Consider the following 18,400-nt stretch of genomic DNA (forward strand, 5'->3'; position numbering starts at 1 on the left):
TTCCTGTTTCCCCCCTTTATAAGGGGGGATTAAGGGGGGTAAAACGCCTGTGGGATCATTGCATTTGAGCTTAAGTTGACACCAATGACCCCAGTTTCGTGCTGTCACCGATAAAATGTATTTAAAGTAGCCACAAACACGCTTCCATGATTCCTATCGTTATTGAACAATCGGGTCGAGGTGAACGCGCCTTTGACATCTACTCACGGCTGTTGCGTGAGCGCATCATCTTTTTGGGACAACAAGTTGACAACAACATTGCTAACTTGATTGTTGCCCAACTGCTGTATTTGGATGCTGAAGACTCGGAGAAAGACATTTATATGTATATCAATTCTCCCGGTGGTTCGGTGACGGCTGGCATGGGCATTTTTGACACTATGAAACATATTCGCCCTGATGTCTGTACAATTTGTACCGGATTGGCGGCAAGTATGGGCGCTTTCCTCCTCAGTGGTGGTGCTAAGGGTAAGCGAATGAGTTTACCCCATTCTCGGATTATGATTCATCAACCTCTAGGTGGCGCTCAAGGACAGGCGACTGATATTGAAATTCAGGCGCGGGAAATTTTGTACCACAAGCAACGGCTAAACAACTATTTAGCTGAACATACAGGTCAACCAATTGAGCGGATTGCTGAAGATACTGAACGTGACTTCTTCATGTCACCAGAGGAAGCGAGGGAATATGGCTTGATTGACCAAGTGATTGACCGTCACGCCGCTGGTAGCCGTCCAGCAGTTGCTGTTCTTAATTAATAGTCACGATTTGCAAATGGTGATTTACCACTTTTAATTCTCTTAAACCCTAAAAATAACCCCTTTTCAGAAATGAAAAGGGGTTATTTGATTTCAAAACTAGATTTAGAAGTTCAAAACTCGATTTAGAAGTTCAAAACTCGATTTAGAAGTTCAAAACTCGATTTGGAAGTTCAAAACTTGATTTAGAAGTTCAAAACTTGATTTAGAAGTTGGAAACTTGATTTAGAAGTTCAAAACTTGATTTAGAAGTGCAAAACTCGATTTAGAAGTGCAAAACTTGATTTAGAAGTTGGAAATCAAAATCCTGCTCTTGGGTCTGGCTGAGATTGGAGATATTGAAGGAATTCATGCAATTCATCATCGGTTAGCAAAAAACGCGATCGCTTCCCATGATTTTTTTGATATATTCCCATCCCTGCTTTTGTGTCCACCATAACCATTGGATTTCAACATTAATTTTGGCAATGATAATTTCGTCTAATGTTGGTGTCGGTTGAGATGCAAGGTATTGGAGGAAGTCTAGTAATTCTACTTGTGTCAGCAAAAAATGCGATCGCTTCCCATAAGTTTTTTTAAGATATTCCCGTCCCTGGTCTGTTGTCCAGCCTCGTAGCTCCATTTCGATATCTGTTTGAGCAATTACTTCAGAAAAATTTACCGATTCCATAGCTTCATTAGTATTTTAATAGCCTATGTCTTTTCTGATTGACCCTTACCAATTACAAAAGACAAATGACTATTGACTAATCAAAATCCCGCTAATGGGTCTGGCTGAGATTGCAGGTATTTGAGAAATCCGTGTAATTCTTCTTCAGTTAGCAAAGTACGCCCACGCTTACCGTAGGTTTCAATTAAATGTTCGCGTCCCTGTTCTGGTGTCCACCCTAAACGCTGGAGTTCGACATCTGTTTTAGCAATTACATCCGATAAATCCACGGGTTCAGCTTTCTTCTTTCTCTTTCCTGTCACTGACGGGGTAGCGACATCTTCTTGAGGGCTATAACTCCGAGGTGTAAATGGTGTGACATTATTAGCAGAAATTGCTGGAAAAGTCTGATTTTCCACCTGGTTATCAAAAGTTATTTCCAAGTTTTCAACTGGAGGATCAAATTCTAGCTCCCGGTTGGCAGTCACAGGAAAGTTTTGACCTAAATCTTGGCTATAGGTATCGTTTGATAGGGGCGCAGCATCGCTGTAGCCGTATTGTTCGTTACTGCTTGTTACTACTTCTGGTTTGATGTTGCGGACTCTGGAAGGCGGGATAGATATTTCTTTGTCGCTGACCACTGACCACTGACTACTAACAAAATCCTCATCTTTTGCAGAGGAATAGGCAGCAGCCTCATTCAATCCACCTTTGATGTTCAAAGAAGGGTTTAGCTGCGCTGGGGAAATTGGATTTGAGGTAAATGCCACTGATTGGGGTGGCGCATTTGTAATACCCAAAACTATCAGTGCCCTCGTTCTGGCTTGGTCTTCTGCTGCTTCTACTGTTTCTGCCGCTGCCATACCCGTAGCACGGGTTACGCCTTCAATTTGCACGCTTGCCCGGACAATATATTTTCCTTGAAAAATTTGCACTAATTCAGAAATAAGACTGCCCTTGGGATACAAGCTCTGGAATTGAGCCAACATAATACTGCTACCAATCTAAATCTGCTGGGGACTGGGGACTGGGGACTGGGGACTGGGAAAGAATTATTTTAATCCTAATCCCTAATACCCAATACCCAGTCCCTTTTAATGCTTTGTGTTGTGTCCTAATTGTAGCAGTAGCTCTTTTTTGACGAAATTTTTGACTATCGCTAACTTACCTGGGTAGTCTTGTCTACAATGCTATACTGATAACCCAACTCAATATCTAGAACTATTTTCTGGAAGTGTGCTCTAAATCTACAATAATGAAGATAAGGTTCGCCCTCACTGCTAATTAAGCTGATTACCTAATTGTTACCGATTCTACATGTGGGAAAATTGGGTTCATCGGCAGTTCCTCCTAGTTCAAATCAGAGTCTAATGGCGTAAAACTACCTTCACTCTAGACAATCAAACACCTGTAGTTTCCACGTCACTTGCTCCATTTGGGGAGACCCCTCTGAGCGCAGTGACTCCCCTGCATAGCGCTTTTGGGCAGTATGGATTCTCTAAACCCAGCTTCTCAAAAACCCGTCGCCTAATTACCTAGCGGGGCTGAATCTTAATCAGGTGTGCAATCTGAAGTTTGGTTAGGTGAAGAAACTTGAACGCAGGCGAACTCTGAGAGCATTGTGCAGTGAGAAGTTCGTAAACACCCAGAGTTGTCCGTTGGTAGGCTTCCTTTGCTCGTAACTGCGGGAGTAGTTTCTTGCAAGGCTGGGTTGGGCTTCCTTTCCTTAGAACTTAGGAAGCTTTGCCTCAGGGCAATTCGTTTCCAGCTTGTTTCTGTAAGCCGTGAGGGTATACAGAAAAGAACCAGATGTAAACAAAAAATGATGTTTTGACCAAAGGTCGGTTCACTGCATGGAATTTTCAATCGCTACACTCCTTGCCAATTTCACTGATGATAAATTGGTAGCTCGAAAGGTTTTAGAAAAGAAACTTGGCTGTGAAGATGAAAAAAGCTTACAAAAACTTCACATTGCTTTAGATGTTCTCGAAAAAATCGGTATTTTAGTAAAAGAACGGGGTAAGTATCGCCATGTCTCAGAAGAGGGAATAATCGAGGCAAAACTTCGTTGTTCTAGTAAAGGCTTTTGCTTTGCTATTCAAGATGTGGAAGGATCTGAGGATATTTACATCCGCGAAAGTCATTTGAGTAATGCTTGGAATGGCGATCGCGTTTTGGTACGAGTTCTCAAAGAAGGCAGTCGCCGTCGCTCTCCTGAAGGGGAGGTGAAGCTGATTCTAGAACGTTCTAACCACACATTACTGGCACGAATTAAGCAGGTGGATAGCGGTTTTCGCGCTGTGCCCTTAGATGATCGATTGCTGTTTGAACTCAAGATCCAACCTAACGAGGCGAAGTTGTCAGAAGCGATCGATCACCTTGTCCATGTGGAAGTCTTGCGTTACCCATTGGCACAATATCCCCCACTAGGTCGAGTGGTGCAAATCCTTGGCAGCGATGCCGAAGCCGCTGCTGATATAGATTTGGTAACATGCAAACACGACCTTTCCCGCACTTTCCCGGATAATGTCCTAGATGCAGCCGCCAAGTTACCCAAAAAGCTGCTCAAAGCAGACCTGAAAAATCGGCTGGATTTGCGTAATTTGTTTACTCTCACCATTGAAGGGCTAAATGGCGACACCAAAGTTATAGAAAACGCTTTTAGTTTAGAAAAAAACCTAGCCGGAAATTGGCTTTTGGGCGTTCATATCACCGATGTTTCCCACTATGTCCAACCTGACGAAGCCCTAGATAGAGAAGCACTTAAACGGAGCAAATCAGTGTATCTAGGAGAATTAGTGCTGCCAATTTTGCCACCCGCTGTGGTTGAACGCTGTTCTTTAGTACCTGGGAGCGATCGCTTAACCATCTCTTTTTTAATTACAATTGATCCCCAATCAGGACAAGTGTTGGAGTGGGAAATTCAACCCAGTGTAATCAATGTAGAAACAGCACTGAGTACTGAACTTGCCCAGGCAATTCTTACAGGTAAAGCTGAAGATCAATCTCCACAGGTTACTCAAATCCTGCAAGACCTCCAAGCCTTGCAAACAGCGGTTAAACAGATAAGGTTGACTCGTGGCAGCCTCCAGTTGAATCTGCCACCCAGCCAAAACGCCTACTATGATGAGGGGATTCTCGGCGCTGTGGTGGTGAATGATTTACCAGTGCGATCGCTACTCACGGAGTTGGTACTCTTAGTTAATCAACTGGTAGCAACTCACTTAAATGCTCTTGGTGTTCCCGCTATCTGGCGAGTCCAAGGCACACCCGATGTCGAAGATGTCCAGGAAATGCTGAAATTGGCAGTCAATTTAGGCGTTGACCTCACACTAGATCCAGAAGTCGATATCCAACCCTTAGATTACCAACATTTGACCACAGCTTTTGCGGAATCTCCCTCTGAGCAAGTTCTTACTTACTTATTACAAGATACACTTAAGCCATCTGCATACAGCACCACCAAAGGATCTCACTTTGGTCTGGCACTACCGCAATATGTCCACTTTAGCGCTCCCTTGCGGCGTTACCCAGATTTGCTCATGCAGAGAGTGTATTACACGCTACTCGAAAACGGACGCGATCGCCGCAATACCCGTGTTAGAGAACGCGTTAACCTCCGCCACTCCTCCAGCCATGAGGAAATTAACTGGAACGTTTTACCCCCAGAATTGCAACAAGAACTGCAAAGCGATTTAACTAGGGTAATTGTCCAAATTAACGACCGAGAAAAAGAAGTCCAAGAAGCTGAAGCCGATTTAGCTGGGCTGCAAAAAGCCCAACTGATGAAGCAGCGAATCGGTCAGGTATTTCAAGGCGTAATTACTGGTGTTCAATCCTACGGTTTCTTTGTGGAAATTGAAGTCCCAGCAGCCGAGGTAGAGTCCAGTAGTAATCCTGGTGTGCCTTTAAGGGTAGAAGGATTAGTACACGTCAGTTCTCTCAAAGACGATTGGTATGAATACCGTGCTAGACAACAGGCACTGTTTGGTCGCAAAAATCGCGCTTCCTATAGATTAGGCGATCGCGTCGCCGTGCAAGTTAAGAGTGTCGATTACTACCGTCAGCAAATTGATTTGGTAACAGTCGGTAGCGATGGTGTAGCCAAAGTTTTAACTGGCAATGGTTCCAATGACGATCTTTCAGACCTCTATTTACCAAATGACATTGAGCCTGATGACCTAGACCCTTACTCGGAGGATGAGTAAAATCCACTAAAATTTACGTGTCAAATAACACTAAGCCTTTAATTTTAGGCGTATCGGGCGCATCTGGTCTGATTTACGCTGTTCGCGCGATCAAATTTTTGCTAGAAGCGGATTACAGCATTGAATTGGTTGCCTCTAAATCTACTTACATGGTTTGGCAGTCAGAACAGGAAATTCGGATGCCACCAGAACCAACCGCGCAAGAACAATTCTGGCGAGAGCAAGCTGGAGTTTCACTTTCGGGTAAACTCCGCTGCCATCCTTGGGGTGATGTTGGAGCCGGGATTGCTAGTGGTTCCTTTGCCACTCTAGGGATGATAATTATTCCATGCAGCATGAGCACAGTGGCAAAGCTAGCGGTTGGCTTGAGTTCCGATTTACTAGAACGGGCAGCGGATGTCCAACTCAAAGAAGGACGAAAGCTGGTCATTGTCCCTCGGGAAACGCCTTTTAGCCTCATCCACCTCCGTAACTTAACCTCTCTAGCAGAAGTTGGAGTGAGAATTGTCCCCGCTATTCCCGCCTGGTATCATAATCCCCAAACCATCGAGGATTTAGTTGATTTTGTAGTTGCCCGAGCTTTAGATCAACTAGATATTGACTGCATCCCAATTCAGCGGTGGCAAGGTCGTCGCTAACGCCCTCATTGGAAATTTTATAATAGTCCTAAAAGGGTAAGCGAATTAAGCGCGGTTTATATAAAACTTCCACTGGCAGGATAATTAACGCCGATACCGATTGGAAGTATAAATATAGTTCGCATAATACCTAAAGCTGATGAACGGATAGTGAGATTGCTATTTATCCCAGTAATTTTAGCAATTTGGTCTAAGATTACAAACGTAGTTGTCTAGTGTTGGCAATATGAGGGTAACTTTTTAGAGATTTCTTTCTCTGAGCGGTAATGATAGAGATGGCCCATAGTGTCAGTAATCAGTGAACAGTAATTAGTGAAGAATATAGGACTTAGGCAAGAACTCTCTGAAACTCTTGTTTCTTAATGTCCAACTCTTGGAGACGCTGCGCGATTGCGGTAGCCTGCGGCAAGCCGCTTCTCTACAAGAGGCTGCGTCAACGCGTCTACGTTTTTTGATGATTTTGCGTAAGTCCTAGAATAATCAGACTGATAACTGACAACTGATAACTGACAACTAACCACTGACAACTGACAAAATTGCTATGGCTGTAATTCGCTTAATTTTATTGGTGGCGGTGCTTGGAGTACTAACGCCGTTGTTAGTCCAAAATTGGTCACCTCCCCTATCGCTAGTATTTTTGGGCGTGCGAACTCAACCATTACCACTAGCGATATGGATTTTGTTCAGTGCTGCCACTGGTGCTTTCACATCTATATTGATTGCTACCTTGTTTAAATTATCCAATTATTTTGTGGCAGGACAACGCCAAACTCCTGACCGGCGAAACGCAACTTCGCCTCGTCCTAAGGCAACCCAAAGAGAAGAACCGACATCTCGCCCTGTCAGTCCTCCACCACCAGCTAGTAAAAAAGAACAGCCTACTAGTGATGTATTTGATGATTGGGAGACAAATGGCACTAAAGATGATGATTGGAACTTTGATGAAAAGTCAGAGGAAGCGCCTACCCCTAATCCTCAAGCTCAACAGCCTAGAGACTCTAAAACTTACGAACGTCAATCAGAAGCCAAAAGCAGTTCTCAGTCTGGTTCAGTTTACTCCTACAACTACCGTGAGCCAAAAAATACAGCTGCGGGAAAAACTGAATCAATTTACGATGCTGATTATCGGGTAATTATCCCCCCTTATCAGCCACCGACTACCAATCAAGCGGATGATGATGATTGGGAATTTTTTAATGATGATGATGATTTTGAGGATGATGATAAGCGCTCCCGTCGGTAAAATGTAGCAGGCTACGTCTCTACTTGATGCCACACCGCTCTCTAGACTCTTGCTTGACCTTACCAATCATGGCAGCTTCCTGTAAAGTCATGAAAGCATTAAAATCTTCCAAGTCATATCGGGTAGTCAACAGTTGTCGGAGTTGATTTTCAGCTTCTACTGTCAAATAGCCAGTTGCTAAAGCTTTCTGTACAACGTCACGAATTCGAGTCATAGTTGACACCTCATTCATACTATATTTATTCATTCAGGCTTATTGGGGTGAAATATGCAGTAGTCTTTGTACCAAAACTTCAACTTCTTTGCAAAGCTTTTTTAGACGATCGCGGTAAATAAGTCATCATTTACACCTTAATCAGGAACATTTAATTGAGTAGGGCTTGTTATAACTGAACTTTTAGAATAACGATATTGTGCTGTTAATAACACAGTATTGAGTACACTTAATAATTACACACCAAAGTCAAAGTCTCGGTTATTTAGATAGACAGGAATTGTTTGAATAAAGTTTCAAACAAGCTATATTATTTTTTTCGTTAAGTATAGCGATCGCTATGCAGCAATTACCAAGTTACTTCAGGAAGGTTACTACATTCCTGAGAAATTCATCGTTTATTATTTATGGTAATTTCACAGAAAAATGCTTAATAGACCTTTTGCAAAAGTCAAAAAATCAGAATATGATTCTGTTCGCGCAGCGTTCCTGCAGGGTACGGAATGCAGTGGAGAGAACAAAGAATCTCACTATTCTGTTTCGCTCCGTTCAACATGACAATTTAAGCATTTATGCAAGAGGTCTAATCTATTGTATAAGTTACTTTAAATACATTAGACTTATCCGAAAATTAGGTTTTGACTCTTGCTGTACAAGGCTTTGATACTCATTTGCGGATATGTCTATTAATTACAGTAATAACAGCAGTTGATTCAACTCAAATAATATAAGATGAATTTATATAAGCTAAAAACAATATAAAGTTAGAAAAGTTATATGTAAATTTGATATCCACAAAGGAAAAAACTTTAATGCCCGTTGAAAATAAATTTCTTAGGGACTTCCAGTTAACAAACATCCTATCGCAGGGGCACAAGGCCAAAATTCCCTACAAATGTCCAAATAAGTTTGGATAATTTATTTTTTGTCAGTCCCTTAGAAGTTTACTTTGGGGTTTTACTTCTGCGGAAATTACTAATGTAATTTATCAAAGTCGTAGTAGCAGTACTGTTAGAGGATGTTTGAAAGTCGATGAAAGGTATAGTTCGTCATTCTGAACGTAACGAAGTGGAGTGAAGAATCCCGATTTTCTGTTAAATTGTGAGATGCCTCACTACGCTGACGCTCCGTTGGGCATGATATTTTTTACTTTTCAAACATCCTCTTAGAGTTTATCTTTCTAATGGATTATATATTATATAAATACGTAGAATAAATGCTGAGTAACCAAGCAATTGATGCAATCATAGCCAATTCAACCCAAACTTAAACTCACAAATGTAAAGTAGAGTAAAAAGTTAGGATTTAGAAGTTAAGAAAATTCATAATTGGAGCGAAGCGACTAGTGAGTAGCTTATTACAAGGAGTTAACCTGTACTTAATTGGGATAATGGGTGTTGGTAAGACGACAGTAGGACGCTTACTGGCAAAGGAACTGGGTTATGGGTTTGTGGATACCGATAATGTTATTGCCCAAGCAACAGGTAAATCCATTAATCAGTTATTTGCACAAGTTGGTGAAGCAGGGTTTCGCCAGTTAGAAAGCGACGTGCTTTCACAAGTTTGTGCTTTTACAAAGTTGACTATAGCAACCGGTGGGGGCATTATACTGCGGCGAGAAAATTGGGGTTACTTGCACCACGGTTTGATAGTGTGGCTAGATGCGCCAGTGGAGATAATTTACAGCCGTTTAGCTGAGGATAGCACGAGACCACTGCTGCAAGATATTGATCCCAAAGGGAAATTGCGATCGCTCCTCGAACAACGAACACCACTTTACTCTCAAGCCGATTTGCATATCACTGAGCGAGAGGGAGATGCACCTGAAGACGTTGCCAAGCGAGTACTTGAGGCAATTCCTAGCGTTCTCAAAACACAAGTTTCTCATTAGGAAAACTCAATTTACCAAATTTTGGCCATTCGTAGGATAAACCCTGGTAATTCTGGATTACCATTAACTGCTTCGGGATTTTCCAAAATTTCAAGTTCCCGATTAGTCCGGTAAATGTAGACTTTTCGATTCTGCCGATCAATTAACCAGCCTAATGATACACCGTTATCGATATACTCCTGCATTTTGTCTTGTAATTTTATCAGGCGGTCACTGGATGAGCGTAACTCAATCACAAAGCTGGGAAAAATTGGTGCAAATGAAGCTTTTTGTGCATCTGTTAAGGCATTCCAGCGCTCCAGTTCAATCCAAGAAGCATCAGGGGAACGCATTGCTCCATTGGGTAGCGTAAAACCTGTACTGGAGTCAAAGCCTATGCCAGTGCCATCTTGTTCAGTCCAATACCCAAGCTGTGCAGCAATGTTAAAGTTACGGTTGCCCGTATCTGAAAAAGCTGGTGGCATAATGATGACTTCCCCATTAGCAGTGCGCTCGATTCGCAAATCTCCATTGGCTTGGCAAAATTCGTAGAACTGCTCATTTGTCATCTGCACCAGCGAGGGGAAATTTACCGTTAGGGGTGTGCTTTCAATTTGAATTAGCAGCGTGGTCATTTTCATTCCCTAGCTTCAGCCGAATGATTTTAATTCTAGAGGTTTGAAGGAGCAATCGCCTAATACCTGTTATGTTTGCAACGCAAGGTTTGAGTCGATGATAAAGGTGATGAACCGACTAACTCGTAGCGATGCCTTGGTTATACGACATCCAGGGGGAGTTTCAAAAGGATAGTATTAATTGATGCTGGTGCGGAGTAGGTTATGAATATAGAACAATTGTTGGGATGTTATGCTACTGGGGAGAGAGACTTCAGTGGAGTTAAGGTGGATAGCGCCAGATTGAGAGATGCTGAATTGCCAGGGATTAATTTGAGTGGTGCAATCTTGTTTGGTGCCAAGCTGGACAGAGCCAATCTCACTGGTGCCAATCTCAGCCATGCGAACTTGGGTAGTGCGTGGTTAGAAGAAGCTAATCTCACTGGTGTCAATCTCAGCCACGCTATTGTATCGGAGGGGGATTTTCCTTAATATTTATTTCAGCCTATTCACCAAGCTTCTGTTTTTAGATTTTCAATCTCTTGAAAATGAGCATCTCGCGTAACAAGAATTAAATTATACTGAATTGCAACAGATGCAATCCAAATATCATTTTCAGGCAATGGACGACCTTTGAGACGCAATTTATTCTTAACTTCACCATATTGACGGGCTGTTTCTACATCACATCCAATGACCGTATTTCTGGCAATAAACTCCTCAATACGTTCTAAATTTCCTTGCGATCGCCCTGATTTTCTTGCACCGTAGAATAATTCACCAATAGCAACACTGGGAATAAATATTTCTTCTGCATTTACTAGCTGATTATTTACTGCTATATCATTTGCAAATAAAGCAATAATAATATTAGTGTCAAGCAGGTATCTACCACTCATCTATATCTACCTGTTCGCAACCTTGTTCAATTGCTTCACGCATCAACTGGATATCATTTGGCGATATTGTACCTGCAAAACTTAATAATTGCCTACCTGGAACACCATGAATTTGCGAACTTACTAAAGTTCGGGCAAACTCCAGCACTCGATATTGCAAGTCTTCAGGCATAACTTTTAATTCTTCAATTAGCCGATTGAGAATCGGTGTGTCCATATTTATCCTGATAATTTTCGATTTTGGTTGCTAGTCCTTCTTTTATAGATTTTCACATTTTTGAGACGAACCAAACAGCTATGGCTGATCAGTACAAAGATACTCGACTTTGGCAGCAGAGATTGTGAGGAGTTACAAAGTCTTCTACACTGACTGAAATAGGTTTTAACTCTCTCTGTTAGGCTCCTCATGACGGTCAACGATTCGGAATACATCAGGCAAGCTGAAGCCACTCGTGTGCGTGTATTAAGCGAAGCACTACCTTATATTCAACAATTCGCCGGTCGCACTGTTGTTGTTAAATATGGTGGCGCAGCCATGAAAGACAGCACACTCAAAGACAAAGTTATCCGCGACATTGTATTCTTATCCTGCGTGGGCTTGCGTCCGATTGTAGTCCACGGCGGTGGCCCAGAAATTAACAGTTGGTTAGATAAGCTGGGAATCGAACCACAATTTAAGAATGGTCTGCGAGTCACTGATGCCGCCACAATGGATGTGGTGGAAATGGTTTTAGTTGGTCGAGTTAACAAAGAAATTGTCGCGCTAATTAACCAAGCTGGTGGATTGGCTGTAGGACTATGCGGTAAAGACGGTAATCTATTTACAGCCCGTCCCCAAGGTCAAGAAGGTATCGGCTTTGTGGGGGAAGTCAGTAATGTAAATATCAAGATTTTGGACACCCTCGCTAGCAATGGTTATATTCCGGTAGTGTCCAGCGTCGCCGCAGACGAGACAGGGCAAGCTTATAACATTAACGCCGATACTGTAGCTGGAGAAATCGCTGCTGCACTAGGAGCAGAAAAGTTAATTTTACTGACTGATACCAGTGGAATTTTAAAAGATTACAAAGACCAATCTACTTTGATTCCAAAAGTAGATATCCGCGAAGCCCGCGAGTTGATTGTCAATGGTATAGTCAGCGGTGGGATGATTCCTAAAGTGAATTGCTGTGTGCGATCGCTTGCTCAAGGAGTCCGTGCAGCACATATCATCGATGGTCGCATTCCCCACGCCCTATTACTAGAAATCTTTACTGATGTTGGGATTGGGACGATGATTCTCGGTTCGCAGTTTACATCGTAGAAGAAAATGAGGCCAGGGAGAATAATTTGTAACTGTAATTTTGTGTAAATTAAAATTTGTTTTTTGCTCGTGGACGAGTCTTTAATACTCGTGGACGAGTCTTTGATAGGACTTACGCACACTCTACGAATTCTCGGCGCTCTTGGCGTCTTGGCGGTTCGATAAATTAAGCTTTTTGGCAATTTTTGCGTAAGTCCTATTTGATACTCGTGGACGAGTCTTTGATACTCTACCTCTCCTGCTCCCTTTGCTCCCCCTGCCTCCCCTGCCCCCTGCTCCCCCACTTTCCTAGCGGGGATAGGTAATAATAACCCGCGATCGCCCACTGCTAAATGTTGTATGACGCCATGAATTATTTATAATCACCGGATTAACTACAGTTGAGTCTCGAATTGTCGGATTAATCAAAGTTGGATTAATCAGGGTGGAATTATCTCACGTTCTGCCTTACCTCGGAAAGTAAGAATCAGGCTGCCTTACCTGGGGAAAATAAGAATCGGGCTGCCTTACCTGGGGAAAATAAGAATCGGGCTGCCTTACCTGGGGAAAATAAGAATCGGGTTGCCTTATGTGAGGATAGTAAGAATCGGGGTAATTATTGCGTTGTGGCATTAATCCCGTTGCTGGGTCTACAGGCATAGGTGTAGGAATCGGACTACCATAAATAAAGGAACCGACAGCAGGCGATGTCTGACGACAAGCTGCTCCGCAGCTACGCCTGACTCCATAACCACCATCAATCACTCTCACACGCTGGGCAGAAGCTGGAGCAATGCTTACACCCATAACTGCTAAAGTCATACCTGCTAAGAGCCAATTCAGTTGCGAATGCTTGATTTTCAACATATTTTGCTCACCTGCATTTGATACCGGAATTTTTAATCAGAAAATAGTCGCAGCTACTTAGTTAAAATTTTAGAAGTTTATCCACTTTCAGATTGCCAGCTTTTGAAAAGATTCCAAAAAGATTGCTGGCATTGGCAAAATTAAAACAGTGCTGATTTTTTATAGAAGACGTGAGTGCAGAAAGTTTAGAAATTGCTAAAACCCGCTACCAGACTGGGAAAGTTGCCTTTGAAAATGGGCAATACCGTGAAGCCGTAGAAAATTTAGAAAAGGCTAGCGCCCTGTTAACTGGTAATTCTCGCCTTGGGGGCGAAGTAGAAATTCATCTAGTGACAGCTTATGAAGCGGCTGGACGCACGGATGATGCGATCGCGCTTTGCGAAAGACTCAAACGCCATCCCTTTTTTGAAATCAGCAAACAAGCGCGACAGATGCTTTACATCTTAAAAGCACCAAAGCTGAAAAGACCGAGCGAATGGATGACCCAAATCCCGGATTTGGGCACATTACCCGATAATGAACTCAAAATTTCTATTGCTGCTAAACCTACTAAATCTTCTGTGCAGCAGAAGCCTAAACCTACGGAGCCAGAATTTGTTGACCTGAGTCAGGTCAATACCAGAGATAATCGCTTTATCTGGGTGGCATTAATTGCCATTGGTTTAACCATCTCGTACTTGGTTTGGTTGAGTTTATCAGGAACCCCTGGCTGATATCAATTTTGGATTTTGGACTGAAATTTTTGACCAAAATGGTGTTCCACGAATCTCAAACAATACAAACAAGTCAAGATTGGTTAAAAACTTTGACTTTTGGGGAGATTTATAGTTATGAATTCTTCAATTTTCGGAAATATTTTCTTGTGGTTAATCAGACCATTTACCTTTGTGTTGGCAAAGATGAAATTTCTCTTACCACTAAATGGTCGAAATCGAATCAACCGCGTTTTTCCCATCCGAAATCCTATTCTGTGGCTAGTACTGTTAACATCCCTGCTACTGTCTGGCTGTGTGAAGTACGATGTGGGGCTTAACTTTGACAACTCAAATAGTGGTGAATTAGTACAGCATATTAAGTTGGGAGAACGGCTAACTAGTTTTAGTGGCGATTATGTATATGAGTGGTTAAATACCATAGAGCGCCGCGCCCGTAAACTTGAGGGTAAAGCACAGAGAATTTCCACTGAAGAAATCATCGTCACAATTCCTTTTAGCAGTGGCAAGGAATTGCAAGAGAAGTTCAACGAATTTTTTAACTCCCGTGTTAATCAATCATCTGAGTCTGTGCAGAGTAAATCTGACTCAGAACTGCCGAAAATTGAATCAAACGTCCTCCTGGAGGAGAACAATTTTTTACTTTTAGTCCGAAATCGGTTGATTTATGATTTGGATTTGCGATCGCTTTCTCTAATTGCCAGCAAAGGTAACGTCCTGGCTAATGCTGGTTCAATTCTCGACTTGGAATTTAGTTTAAAGACTCCTTGGGGAGCCAAAAATATTCAACTAACTGAAACTGCCGTTGCGCCAGAAAAGAATGGCAATCAACTAGTGTGGAAACTCCAGCCTGGTGAGCTAAACCACATAGAAGCTGTTTTCTGGCTTCCCAGCCCCCTTGGTATTGGTGCGTTGTTAATTACCCTGTTTGTCTGGGGAGGATTGTACTTGAGATACAATTTCATGCCAGATCCCAGAATGCAGTTTCCTGCTAAAGCAGCAGCGATCCAGGAACAGTAGACTATTCATCTGTTCAATATTGTCAACAAAGCCGATGAAAAATGCATCGGCTTTTTTACACTTCCCCCAGCTTTTTGTAAAATGGACTTCGTGATTTGCGTAATCTGGCGCGGAAGTACACAAGACAATAGCCTCGAAAAAGCTGGTATTCAAAAACTTTCTCTGTTTGAGATGGAAGAACTTTCGGTGTGGATGGAACGTTCCCTTTGAATATTGCTATGTTCTGGTTGTTCGCTGCCATACCAGCGTTCAGCAAGTGCATTAAGTTGATGAAGCACATCAATTAATTCTTGACCACGTTCTGTAAGACCGTAAGTTACTTGGGGTGGCACAGTTGGTTGATAATGGCGATAGATAATTTCTGCTGCCTCAAGCATTCTCAGTCTTTCAGTCAAAACTTTGGTGGAGATGCCCTCGACTAGATGCTTCAATCCACCAAAGCGAGTAGGTCCACTATTACACAACACCCACAGTATATACATTGTCCAGGCCCCTGATAGTAAGGACATCAGAATACTCACTGGGCAAGCATCAGGATTTTTAGAGACAGACATCGATAAGTTAGCCAAAATTGTCCAACAGTTACTTTATAGTAACTACTTTACTTTAGTAACTAGTTACTTTTAGTATCTGATGTAATGCTTTGAAATTTAGACTCAAAAAGTCAAAGCAGTAAATCCTAGTTAATCAGGAGATATTTCGTGGTAAACATTTTACATATTGATTCCAGCCCCCGTGCTGAACGATCGCACTCAAGAGAACTATCTAAGGAATTCGTCAGTGGTTGGAGGGCGGCGCATCTTGAAGATGCGATCGCTTATCGAGATTTAGGGCATCACCCAGTACCTCATGTTGATGAAGCTTGGATTGCAGCTGCATTTTCACCCCCAGAAACCCATACCCCAGAATTAACTGAGGCAATCAGGATTTCTGACGAGTTAGTAGATGAATTTTTCGCTGCCGATCGCTACGTCTTTGGAGTGCCAATGTATAACTTTAATATACCTTCCACTTTCAAGGCTTATATCGACCAAATCGTTCGGATTAACCGGACTGTTGCTTTAAATGATCAAGGTTTTAGAGGATTAGTCGAGGGTAAAAAGGCAGTTATCATTACAGCTAGCGGCGGTGACTATAGTGCAACATCCCCTGCTGCTGCCTATAACTTCCAAGAACCATACCTGCGGGCGATTTTCGGGTTTATTGGGGTTACAGACATTCAATTTATTAACGCTAATAACATAACCCAAGGTGATGATGCCCGTACCCAATCTCTATTACAAGCACGGGCAGCAATTCAAGATTTGATCAGCCAGTGGTAGCCATTTTAAGGCGACAACCGCTTAATATTCCAAGTGCCATTATCTAAACGGCTATAGAGTAAGCGATCGTGCAGACGGCTGGGGCGACCTTGCCAAAACTCAATTTCTGTGGGGATCACTCGTAAGCCTCCCCAATGAGGCGGTCGGGGAATCTCCTGATTTTCATATTTGCTCTTAAACTCCTGCAAGCGTCGCTCCAGAACTTCTCGGTTTTCTATCGCCTCGCTTTGATTAGATACCCACGCACCCAGGCGACTGTTGGCAGGGCGACTGTCAAAATACTGGTCAGACTCAGTTTCGGAAACTTTCTCCACATACCCCGAAATTCGGACTTGACGTTCCAGTTCTGCCCACCAAAAGACTAAAGCCGCCTGGGGATTTTCTGCCAGTTCTTGTCCTTTGTGACTGTTGTAGTTGGTGAATAAGACAAAACCTCGTTCATCAAAATCCTTGAGCAGCACCATTCTAGCCGAGGGCTTCCCGTCTGAGGTGGCGGTAGCAATGGTCATCGCATTGGGTTCAGGAAGTCGTCCTGCTAAAGCTTGATCGAACCATTTTTTAAATTGGATAAAAGGATTGAGGTCTACTTCGAGTTCGCTTAAATCTTCCAAGGTGTAATCCTTGCGAAGGTCGGCCACGGTTTTGTCCATTGTGATTTGTTTCCTTGCGATCAGTCTTTGTTAAAAATATCTATGATGATGATCAGTGCCATCAAGAATTTTATAAATTCTCTCAAAAAATATATAAAATAGGTTCCATAAGATGCGCCGTTCGGCCTCCCTTCAACGCCTGTTAATTTATGGTCTAAGCGGTCCAATTATCGCTCTCAATGTCTGGTTACTGTCGGTGCTTTTTCGCTATTTCCAGCATCCGATTACCGTCTTGAGCATTGCGGCGATTCTGGCTTTTCTCCTAAATTACCCAGTTAAGTTCTTTGAACGGGCTCAGATCACGCGTACTCAGGCGGTGATCATAGTTTTACTTGCAACGTTAACCCTGTTTGTGATTCTAGGTGTCACCCTAGTGCCCTTGGTGATTAACCAAACAATCCAGCTATTAAATAACATCCCTGATTGGTTAGGTGCCAGTCAAGCAAACTTGGAGCAGTTTGAGATGCTGGCAAAACAACGACGTTTGCCAATTGATCTGGGGGTTGTGAGCAGTCAAATCAATGCCAACATTCAAAATGTGGTGCAACAGCTAGCTTCTGGTGCAGTAGGATTTGCTGGAACACTGCTCTCAGGATTGCTTGACTTAGTGTTAGTTATTGTGCTTGCATTTTATATGCTTTTATATGGCGATCGCGTCTGGTATGGTCTGATCAATCTTTTGCCCTCTAATATTGGAGATCCCCTCAACACATCCTTGCGCCTAAATTTCCAGAACTTCTTCCTCAGCCAGTTGTTGCTAGGACTGTTTATGGTGCTAACCCTAACGCCAATTTTCTTAGTGATAAAGGTGCCCTTTGCGCTATTGTTTGCCATATTGATTGGTATCTCAGAACTCATTCCTTTTATCGGGGCGTCTCTAGGCATTGGTCTGGTAACAATTTTAGTACTGCTGCAAAATTGGTGGTTGGCAGTTCAAGTTGCCATAGCGGCAATTATCATGCAGCAGCTTAAAGATAACTTGTTAGCTCCCAGGTTACTCGGCAATTTTATCGGACTGAATCCTATCTGGATTTTTGTGGCTATTTTGATGGGATTTGAGATTGCTGGGTTGTTGGGGACGCTTGTTGCTGTTCCCATTGCTGGTACTATTAAAGGCACTTTCGATGCGATTAAGAGCGGCAAGTCAGGTGACTTTCTCTCAACTGTGATCATTGCTCGTGACTCGCCCCACGATTAAGATGGCAGGGGGGCAGATTTTAAATTTTGGATGAGAGGATTTGTGTCACCCACAAGGGATAAAAGCGCATAGCAGGACGTTATTCTGGTATGAACCAAAAGATTTTTTAATCTAAAATCTAAAATTGATATGGTTAAAAGTTGCACATTCTGATCTCACAATTCACAATGGTGAGGGACTTGCAAATTTCAGGGGATACTGCCAGCAGGCAATTCCTGAATAAAAGAAGCGCAAGGGAATTCATAAAGTACACGC

20 protein-coding genes are annotated in these 18,400 nt (G+C 42.6%); 11 read left to right on the forward strand and 9 right to left on the reverse strand.

All coding sequences use genetic code 11. The features are described from left to right. The first annotated feature begins 146 nt into the window (after positions 1-146). Complete coding sequence (gene clpP, locus V7K35_RS15830) at positions 147-758, forward strand: ATP-dependent Clp endopeptidase proteolytic subunit ClpP (RefSeq protein WP_298914379.1); 612 nt, start codon at positions 147-149, stop codon at positions 756-758. Positions 759-1,125: 367 nt separating this feature from the next. Here the strand turns inward: clpP and V7K35_RS15835 are convergent, their stop codons facing one another. Together V7K35_RS15835 and V7K35_RS15840 are read right to left on the reverse strand one after the other, a co-directional pair. Continuing rightward, positions 1,126-1,428, reverse strand: coding sequence for a hypothetical protein (locus tag V7K35_RS15835; RefSeq protein WP_335080204.1), 303 nt, complete (start codon positions 1,426-1,428; stop codon positions 1,126-1,128). 80 nt (positions 1,429-1,508) lie between these two features. Next, positions 1,509-2,396, reverse strand: a complete 888-nt coding sequence (locus V7K35_RS15840; RefSeq protein ID WP_335080205.1) for a hypothetical protein — start codon at positions 2,394-2,396, stop codon at positions 1,509-1,511. A gap of 864 nt (positions 2,397-3,260) precedes the next feature. Here V7K35_RS15840 and V7K35_RS15845 point away from each other — a divergent pair. The 3 genes from V7K35_RS15845 to V7K35_RS15855 all read left to right on the forward strand — a co-directional run bounded on the left by V7K35_RS15845 (position 3,261) and on the right by V7K35_RS15855 (position 7,496). After that, positions 3,261-5,615 (forward strand): ribonuclease R family protein, encoded by a 2,355-nt coding sequence (locus V7K35_RS15845; protein ID WP_335080206.1) that lies wholly within the window; start codon positions 3,261-3,263, stop codon positions 5,613-5,615. Between the two features lie 17 nt (positions 5,616-5,632). Next, positions 5,633-6,253: a flavin prenyltransferase UbiX gene (locus V7K35_RS15850; protein ID WP_273768855.1), complete on the forward strand. Its 621-nt coding sequence runs from the start codon at positions 5,633-5,635 to the stop codon at positions 6,251-6,253. Between the two features lie 541 nt (positions 6,254-6,794). Then, entirely contained in the window at positions 6,795-7,496 is a 702-nt protein-coding gene (locus tag V7K35_RS15855; protein ID WP_335080207.1) for a LapA family protein, read from the forward strand. Positions 7,497-7,515: 19 nt separating this feature from the next. On the opposite strand, the gene V7K35_RS15860 is transcribed toward V7K35_RS15855, so the two are convergent. After that, positions 7,516-7,710 (reverse strand): hypothetical protein, encoded by a 195-nt coding sequence (locus V7K35_RS15860; RefSeq protein ID WP_273768857.1) that lies wholly within the window; start codon positions 7,708-7,710, stop codon positions 7,516-7,518. Between the two features lie 1,345 nt (positions 7,711-9,055). Here V7K35_RS15860 and V7K35_RS15865 point away from each other — a divergent pair. Beyond that, positions 9,056-9,601, forward strand: a complete 546-nt coding sequence (locus V7K35_RS15865) for a shikimate kinase (protein WP_335080208.1) — start codon at positions 9,056-9,058, stop codon at positions 9,599-9,601. A gap of 11 nt (positions 9,602-9,612) precedes the next feature. On the opposite strand, the gene V7K35_RS15870 is transcribed toward V7K35_RS15865, so the two are convergent. Then, entirely contained in the window at positions 9,613-10,215 is a 603-nt protein-coding gene (locus V7K35_RS15870) for a Uma2 family endonuclease (protein ID WP_335080209.1), read from the reverse strand. Between the two features lie 204 nt (positions 10,216-10,419). On the opposite strand from V7K35_RS15870, the gene V7K35_RS15875 reads away from it, so the two are divergent. Continuing rightward, positions 10,420-10,686: a pentapeptide repeat-containing protein gene (locus V7K35_RS15875; protein WP_335080210.1), complete on the forward strand. Its 267-nt coding sequence runs from the start codon at positions 10,420-10,422 to the stop codon at positions 10,684-10,686. Positions 10,687-10,703: 17 nt separating this feature from the next. Here the strand turns inward: V7K35_RS15875 and V7K35_RS15880 are convergent, their stop codons facing one another. Beyond that, positions 10,704-11,093 carry a type II toxin-antitoxin system VapC family toxin gene (locus V7K35_RS15880; RefSeq protein ID WP_335080211.1) on the reverse strand — a complete coding sequence of 130 codons (390 nt, stop codon included), beginning with the start codon at positions 11,091-11,093 and terminating at the stop codon, positions 10,704-10,706. Continuing rightward, on the reverse strand, positions 11,083-11,310 hold the full coding sequence (locus V7K35_RS15885; protein ID WP_335080212.1) for a hypothetical protein: 228 nt from the start codon (positions 11,308-11,310) through the stop codon (positions 11,083-11,085). The genes V7K35_RS15880 and V7K35_RS15885 overlap by 11 nt, the downstream gene beginning before the upstream one ends. A gap of 189 nt (positions 11,311-11,499) precedes the next feature. On the opposite strand from V7K35_RS15885, the gene argB reads away from it, so the two are divergent. Further along, on the forward strand, positions 11,500-12,396 hold the full coding sequence (argB, locus tag V7K35_RS15890) for an acetylglutamate kinase (protein ID WP_335080213.1): 897 nt from the start codon (positions 11,500-11,502) through the stop codon (positions 12,394-12,396). Between the two features lie 447 nt (positions 12,397-12,843). Here argB and V7K35_RS15895 read toward each other — a convergent pair whose 3' ends face one another. Further along, complete coding sequence (locus tag V7K35_RS15895) at positions 12,844-13,242, reverse strand: hypothetical protein (RefSeq protein ID WP_335080214.1); 399 nt, start codon at positions 13,240-13,242, stop codon at positions 12,844-12,846. Between the two features lie 170 nt (positions 13,243-13,412). Between V7K35_RS15895 and V7K35_RS15900 the strand changes: the two genes are divergently transcribed. Together V7K35_RS15900 and V7K35_RS15905 are read left to right on the forward strand one after the other, a co-directional pair. Beyond that, entirely contained in the window at positions 13,413-13,955 is a 543-nt protein-coding gene (locus V7K35_RS15900) for a tetratricopeptide repeat protein (RefSeq protein ID WP_335080215.1), read from the forward strand. Positions 13,956-14,072: 117 nt separating this feature from the next. Next, positions 14,073-14,975 carry a DUF3153 domain-containing protein gene (locus tag V7K35_RS15905; RefSeq protein ID WP_335080216.1) on the forward strand — a complete coding sequence of 301 codons (903 nt, stop codon included), beginning with the start codon at positions 14,073-14,075 and terminating at the stop codon, positions 14,973-14,975. A 149-nt stretch (positions 14,976-15,124) separates the two neighbouring features. Here the strand turns inward: V7K35_RS15905 and V7K35_RS15910 are convergent, their stop codons facing one another. Next, the gene (locus tag V7K35_RS15910; protein ID WP_335080217.1) at positions 15,125-15,529 is read right to left on the reverse strand and encodes a winged helix-turn-helix transcriptional regulator; all 405 of its coding nucleotides are present in this window, start codon (positions 15,527-15,529) and stop codon (positions 15,125-15,127) included. Between the two features lie 147 nt (positions 15,530-15,676). Here V7K35_RS15910 and V7K35_RS15915 point away from each other — a divergent pair, with 147 nt between their 5' ends. Continuing rightward, entirely contained in the window at positions 15,677-16,297 is a 621-nt protein-coding gene (locus tag V7K35_RS15915) for an FMN-dependent NADH-azoreductase (RefSeq protein WP_335080218.1), read from the forward strand. Positions 16,298-16,302: 5 nt separating this feature from the next. Here the strand turns inward: V7K35_RS15915 and pdxH are convergent, their stop codons facing one another. After that, positions 16,303-16,947: a pyridoxamine 5'-phosphate oxidase gene (pdxH, locus tag V7K35_RS15920; RefSeq protein WP_335080219.1), complete on the reverse strand. Its 645-nt coding sequence runs from the start codon at positions 16,945-16,947 to the stop codon at positions 16,303-16,305. A 112-nt stretch (positions 16,948-17,059) separates the two neighbouring features. Between pdxH and V7K35_RS15925 the strand changes: the two genes are divergently transcribed. Beyond that, positions 17,060-18,145, forward strand: coding sequence for an AI-2E family transporter (locus tag V7K35_RS15925; protein ID WP_335080220.1), 1,086 nt, complete (start codon positions 17,060-17,062; stop codon positions 18,143-18,145). The last annotated feature ends 255 nt before the right edge of the window (positions 18,146-18,400 follow it).

The sequence above is a fragment of the Nostoc sp. genome, from assembly GCF_036917275.1.
Taxonomy (GTDB): Bacteria; Cyanobacteriota; Cyanobacteriia; order Cyanobacteriales; family Nostocaceae; genus Nostoc.

What these genes read in the sequence shown, in the direction of transcription:
- clpP (WP_298914379.1), top strand. Translation starts at nt 147, where the DNA reads ATGATTCCTATCGTTATTGAACAATCGGGTCGAGGTGAACGCGCCTTT.
- V7K35_RS15835 (WP_335080204.1), bottom strand. Translation starts at nt 1,428, where the DNA reads ATGGAATCGGTAAATTTTTCTGAAGTAATTGCTCAAACAGATATCGAA.
- V7K35_RS15840 (WP_335080205.1), bottom strand. Translation starts at nt 2,396, where the DNA reads ATGTTGGCTCAATTCCAGAGCTTGTATCCCAAGGGCAGTCTTATTTCT.
- V7K35_RS15845 (WP_335080206.1), top strand. Translation starts at nt 3,261, where the DNA reads ATGGAATTTTCAATCGCTACACTCCTTGCCAATTTCACTGATGATAAA.
- V7K35_RS15855 (WP_335080207.1), top strand. Translation starts at nt 6,795, where the DNA reads ATGGCTGTAATTCGCTTAATTTTATTGGTGGCGGTGCTTGGAGTACTA.
- V7K35_RS15860 (WP_273768857.1), bottom strand. Translation starts at nt 7,710, where the DNA reads ATGACTCGAATTCGTGACGTTGTACAGAAAGCTTTAGCAACTGGCTAT.
- V7K35_RS15870 (WP_335080209.1), bottom strand. Translation starts at nt 10,215, where the DNA reads ATGACCACGCTGCTAATTCAAATTGAAAGCACACCCCTAACGGTAAAT.
- V7K35_RS15875 (WP_335080210.1), top strand. Translation starts at nt 10,420, where the DNA reads ATGAATATAGAACAATTGTTGGGATGTTATGCTACTGGGGAGAGAGAC.
- V7K35_RS15880 (WP_335080211.1), bottom strand. Translation starts at nt 11,093, where the DNA reads ATGAGTGGTAGATACCTGCTTGACACTAATATTATTATTGCTTTATTT.
- V7K35_RS15885 (WP_335080212.1), bottom strand. Translation starts at nt 11,310, where the DNA reads ATGGACACACCGATTCTCAATCGGCTAATTGAAGAATTAAAAGTTATG.
- argB (WP_335080213.1), top strand. Translation starts at nt 11,500, where the DNA reads ATGACGGTCAACGATTCGGAATACATCAGGCAAGCTGAAGCCACTCGT.
- V7K35_RS15895 (WP_335080214.1), bottom strand. Translation starts at nt 13,242, where the DNA reads ATGTTGAAAATCAAGCATTCGCAACTGAATTGGCTCTTAGCAGGTATG.
- V7K35_RS15905 (WP_335080216.1), top strand. Translation starts at nt 14,073, where the DNA reads ATGAATTCTTCAATTTTCGGAAATATTTTCTTGTGGTTAATCAGACCA.
- V7K35_RS15910 (WP_335080217.1), bottom strand. Translation starts at nt 15,529, where the DNA reads ATGTCTGTCTCTAAAAATCCTGATGCTTGCCCAGTGAGTATTCTGATG.
- pdxH (WP_335080219.1), bottom strand. Translation starts at nt 16,947, where the DNA reads ATGGACAAAACCGTGGCCGACCTTCGCAAGGATTACACCTTGGAAGAT.
- V7K35_RS15925 (WP_335080220.1), top strand. Translation starts at nt 17,060, where the DNA reads ATGCGCCGTTCGGCCTCCCTTCAACGCCTGTTAATTTATGGTCTAAGC.